The sequence below is a fragment of the Microcoleus sp. OTE_8_concoct_300 genome (genome assembly GCF_031383065.1).
Lineage (GTDB): Bacteria > Cyanobacteriota > Cyanobacteriia > Cyanobacteriales > Microcoleaceae > Microcoleus.
This window is the reverse complement of sequence record NZ_JANMZH010000766.1, coordinates 1-4774: the sequence shown is the minus strand read 5'-3', so window position 1 is coordinate 4774 and position 4774 is coordinate 1. Positions and strand designations below refer to the sequence as shown.

The window sequence follows — 4774 nt, the reverse complement described above, 5'->3', positions numbered from 1 at the left end:
GTTGAGAGTAGCAGAGCGCTTCTGAGCATATTTGTCGTGCAGAAAAATACTTAAGCCCACACCCACTGGCAACACAAAATAGATAAATCCCAGCAACATCTGAGCAATTTCTTCTTGCGCTGCTGCATCGAATTGAGGCACAGCAGTAGGTTGACTTGTCGTGCTGTTGACTGGCTGCTGATTAGATTGCTCGATCGCCTGTGCTTTTACTTGCGGTTGAGCTTCCTGGGCGATCGCCCCAGGAGCCGTTCCCAAGCACCCAGCCACTGCTACACATACTGTCAGAAAACTAAAAAGTTTTGATTTAACCTTTAATCCGTTGTTCATGGCACTGGTTGAGTGGCGATCGCCTTGCTGAGTTTCTCTTTCGGTTAAGCGTACAAGCATTTTTACTTACCTGTTATTAAATTTAATTTAATTTCTGTATTCAAATATACTGTTTTTTTTATTTTAACGCAATAAGTATTTATTACTAAAATTAGGTAAAAATGCAATATGTGCATTAATTCCATGCGCCAGTTGGGGTTTTGAGGCCAAACAGTAACTTTGTATACAATTTTTCCTCTGGACATCCACTTGAATGGGAACGCAACATAAAAGCGCGATAGTAAATAAACCCTTACCCCAAAAAGTTAGAAAGTCAACTCGAAATTAATAATCTGTATTATTTATGAGGACAAGTTATATATGCTTCAAGGGCTTTTATCGTTCAGAGGGCCTTTTCGGATTCTGAACCTGAGTTGGTTTGCTTTTTTCTTAACTTTCGTAGTTTGGTTCAACTACGCACCCTTCAGCACAACGGTGCAGCACGATTTGGGACTGACAGTTGGGCAAGCCAGAATCATCAGTCTGTGCAACCTAGCTTTCGCAATTCCTGCACGTATTATTATCGGGATGTTGCTCGATCGCTTCGGACCTCGCATCACCTTCTCTTCACTCCTGGTGTATGCAGCATTTCCGACTCTGGCATTCGCCTTTGCCCAAAACTTTAATCAGTTGGTTTTGAGCCGTTTGGCAATGGGAATTGTCGGCGCTGGATTCGTGGTTGGCATTCGCTTAGTTGCCGAATGGTTTCCCCCAAAAGATATCGGCTTCGCTCAAGGTATCTATGGAGGCTGGGGCAACTTTGGCTCTTTTGCCGCAGAAGCAGCGTTACCGGCCATCGCGGCAGGAACAGCTTTTCTCTCAGTCGGACACACAAATTGGCGGCTGGCGATCGCCCTTACTGGGATTGCCGCAGCAGTTTTCGGAGTCATTTTTTACTGCAACGTTCAAGACACTCCTCCCGGCAAAGCCTATCAGCGCCCGGCCCGCAACGGCGCAATGGAAGTCACCAGCGCCAAAAGCTTTTGGGCACTGTCGATCACCAATATTCCTCTATTTGGTGCCTTAGCTTTGATTGTGTGGCGCTTGCACAAAGCAAATTTTCTGACTGCAAATGTGATGTACGCTATTTGGATTAGTTTGACAGCACTGTATTTAATTCAGGCTTACAAAGCCTGGGAAGTTAACCGAGAAGTTGTCACTGGTCAAAAACATTACGCACCTCAAGAACGCTATCGCATCAGTCAAGTATTCGTATTAGAACTAGCTTATGCAGTCAGCTTTGGTTCAGAGCTCGCTGTGGTTTCCATGTTACCGGAATTTTTTGAACACACCTTCAATATAAATCATGCGATCGCCGGGCCCATCGCTGCTACCTATCCCCTGATGAACTTGGTCAGCCGTCCAGCCGGAGGCTTAATTTCTGACAAAATCGGCAGCCGCAAGTGGACGCTGACAGTCACGATCGGCGGAGTGGGATTGGGGTATTTAATAATGAGCCAAATTACGGCAAACTGGCATTTAGCAATTGTGATTATCATGACCATGTTATGTGCCTTCTTTGTCTTCGCCGCCGCAGGCGCAACTTTTGGCATCGCCTCCTTAATTAAACGAGAAGTAACTGGTCAAATTGCCGGAAATATCGGTGCTTACGGCAGTGTCGGCTCTGTAATTTACGCCACCCTTTATAGCTTTCTGCCCCAAACAGTTGCAGGCAACCGCAGCTTCTTTGAGGTACTCGGAATTGCTGCTGTAATTGTGTGCTTCCTTTGTGTTTTTATCCTGAAGGAACCGAAGGTTATTGAAAGCAAAGATTTGGCAGAAGAAGCTATGCTGCTGGGCCACTAAATCGCAAATCACGTTTTAAGTAGAACAACTTAAAACAACCGAACACCCAGAAGCCTGACTTCTTTATTGAAGAAGTCGGGCTTTAAGATTGGCAGCAGTTTATTTATCACTTCTGGGTCCAGGACGCAAAAACCCGGTTTCTTCACGTAATTTAGTCATATACGCTCGAAGGTGACAACGAGAAACCAGGTTTTTTTGGGTAGCGTGCGTCCTGGACTGACTTTTGTCACTTACTGCGGCAAAGAAACTGGCTGAACGTATTGAGAGTTAGCGCGGATGTAACAGTTGTGTCTTGTCAGCAACCAGGGTTGACCGTTCGCCAGCGTAATCGCATTTACTCCCCTGAGTTCAGGAACAACTGTATCTCTATCCGCGCGGTAAACTCGTTGAATTGCTTTGTTTGGCGTCTGGCGGCAGTTGAGTTCTCACGTTCGAGCGACGTGACTCGCCAAGCAGGGCAAGTTCCACAATTAGCAGTTTCAGTCAACCAAGTATTAGCATTGCTAGAAGTATAGTCGCTACTTGCATTAGGACGCGGTAAAGCTTCGACTAAATTTACTTTAAATGTCTTACCAAGAGAAGGACAATTTTCTCCTGCTTTCACCTTCCAAGTAACTTCGGCTCCCAATTGGCTGCTCCTTCCAGCTTGACGCCTGATACCAATTTAATGTGAAGTTGCACATATCTCGATCCCCCTCGCATCCCCCTGATAGTCGGGGGACGAAAGATCGGGATCTTGTCCCTTATTAAGGGGGGCTAGGGATCGGATTCTACGGGGCCTCATAAAAAATTGGTATGACAAGGGTAATATCTCCAGAACAAACAATTTTTCTGCCAGGGTCGATCGCACTGTCTTTGAATGTTCCATTGTAATAGTAAGAGCCGACTGCTCCTTCGGAACGGGTAATTTGAATATTGCCCAAAAATTTCCTATCCCCTACTTGAGTAAAATAAAAGCCGCTGCGATTGTTTTCTTTTTCTGACAGGTTTAAAGTAGTTTTACCGTTGGGATTAACCTAAGTCGTAGCGCTAGCAGCAGCGCACAAAATTAATGACACAACTCCTGTGGATAACCAAATTTCAAGTTTTTTCACCGCCACCTTGTATGAATCTCTACTTTATTTATAGCTGTTGGTTAAAATACTTGAGCAGTCGCTCAAATGAGTGTCACTCATTTGAGGGACATTCTAACGACATACGGGGAATCCCCCATGATTGCGACTACAAATTCGGCAATCACGAGGGATTGGCACTACTGCGTAATTCCTAAAAATCAACTCTGGATAACTTCACCTTAGTTCAGCTCCCTTCAAGTCTCTTCACTTGTATGTACCTGCATCACGGGGCTTGCACGCTTCAACTTCTGGCTCATTGCAGGTTCCAATAATTAGCAGCAGAATAAATTTATATAGGTAAGTAAAGGAGTCCCAATCACCGCTAAATACTGTCGATTTTACGGGTACTGCCCAGTGGGTCAAGTTGCGGTAACTAACACTCTTCCGATTTGGCCAACTGGCAGATTTCACCTATCAGACTGTTTGTAAAGAAATGTAAAAGCTCCTGACAGTTGATTGCTTTGACAGAAAATAGGATTTCTAGGCTAAGTCTGTAAAAAATGCTATTGAGTCATCGCAAAAATGAACTTGACAAACACGAATTAATTTGCCAGAAATTTAAATCATTGTTCGAGGGAAAATAAATCATGGGTGACGCTCAATTAGAAGTTATATTAAAGATGGCTCAAACAATTAATCCTCAAATTGAGAGCGATCGACACTTTGAAATAGCCTGGGAAAAATTGCGCCAACTGCCAGCAGGAACATTAGGGCGCGAAGTGGCGCGGTGTCTAGACGAACATGGCTTTGAGCCGATCGCATCGGGAGACTGGATTCAGGGAAACCACGACGTTTGAGCAATTCTGACTGGTCTTTCGGCTTCAACAGAAGATGAATTTGTACTTCAAGCGTTTACTCGCGCTCAAGTATTTGGTTCTTCCTGTGCGATTTTAGTGTTAGTGGGAGTGATCGGCGGCAAATGCGCGATCGGACAAATTATCAAAAGTTTAAAACAGGGAAAATTAGCCGCTAGTTAATTGATATCGTTTCCGGTGGGAGGGGAATGATAAAGTCAAGGTCAATAATTCCACATTCCCCCACGGACCACGGACTACTTCGCACTCCCAATCATGGCGATCGTGCAACAGGAATTCATATGACAGGGACGTTGCATTTGATTGGGAGACTCCTTGATCTGAAGTTCGAGAAAAACTCGGAATTCTACCCTTAATTGATTAGATTTTAACTCACTACGTCGTTACCTCATTATTGCAAAAATATGCAAAGCACAAGTTACAAATCGGAAATTAGCCTGAGTCCGAGAGAAAGAGCGATCGCACAATTAGTAGCCCAAGGTCTGCCAAACAAATGTATTGCCAAAAATTTAAATATTAGTCACTGGACGGTTGCTACTTACGTGAAGCGGATTTTTCTCAAACTCGGTGTTTCTTCCAGAACTGCGATGATTGCAATGCTGATCCAAGAAAATTTGCTCTGGGACTGATAAATAAGTACGGTGCGTCAGCTAGCTTTAATTCTCTGGTAAT

5 protein-coding genes are annotated in these 4774 nt (G+C 44.3%); 3 read left to right on the top strand and 2 right to left on the bottom strand.

Going from position 1 to position 4774, the window contains the following annotated elements; translation table 11 throughout:
• The coding region (locus ACUVJL_RS34225) for a hypothetical protein (RefSeq protein WP_445249902.1) at nt 1-387 on the bottom strand (387 nt) is incomplete at its 3' end.
• A 300-nt stretch (nt 388-687) separates the two neighbouring features.
• Here ACUVJL_RS34225 and ACUVJL_RS34220 point away from each other — a divergent pair.
• Nucleotides 688-2172, top strand: coding sequence for a NarK family nitrate/nitrite MFS transporter (locus ACUVJL_RS34220; RefSeq protein WP_445249901.1), 1485 nt, complete (start codon nt 688-690; stop codon nt 2170-2172).
• 334 nt (nt 2173-2506) lie between these two features.
• Here ACUVJL_RS34220 and ACUVJL_RS34215 read toward each other — a convergent pair whose 3' ends face one another.
• Nucleotides 2507-2800 carry a hypothetical protein gene (locus ACUVJL_RS34215; RefSeq protein ID WP_445249900.1) on the bottom strand — a complete coding sequence of 98 codons (294 nt, stop codon included), beginning with the start codon at nt 2798-2800 and terminating at the stop codon, nt 2507-2509.
• Nucleotides 2801-3874: 1074 nt separating this feature from the next.
• Between ACUVJL_RS34215 and ACUVJL_RS34210 the strand changes: the two genes are divergently transcribed.
• Both ACUVJL_RS34210 and ACUVJL_RS34205 read left to right on the top strand, forming a co-directional pair.
• Entirely contained in the window at nt 3875-4084 is a 210-nt protein-coding gene (locus ACUVJL_RS34210) for a hypothetical protein (protein ID WP_445249899.1), read from the top strand.
• 422 nt (nt 4085-4506) lie between these two features.
• A complete protein-coding gene (locus tag ACUVJL_RS34205; RefSeq protein ID WP_333134192.1) occupies nt 4507-4731 on the top strand; it encodes a LuxR C-terminal-related transcriptional regulator in 225 nt (74 codons plus the stop codon).
• The last annotated feature ends 43 nt before the right edge of the window (nt 4732-4774 follow it).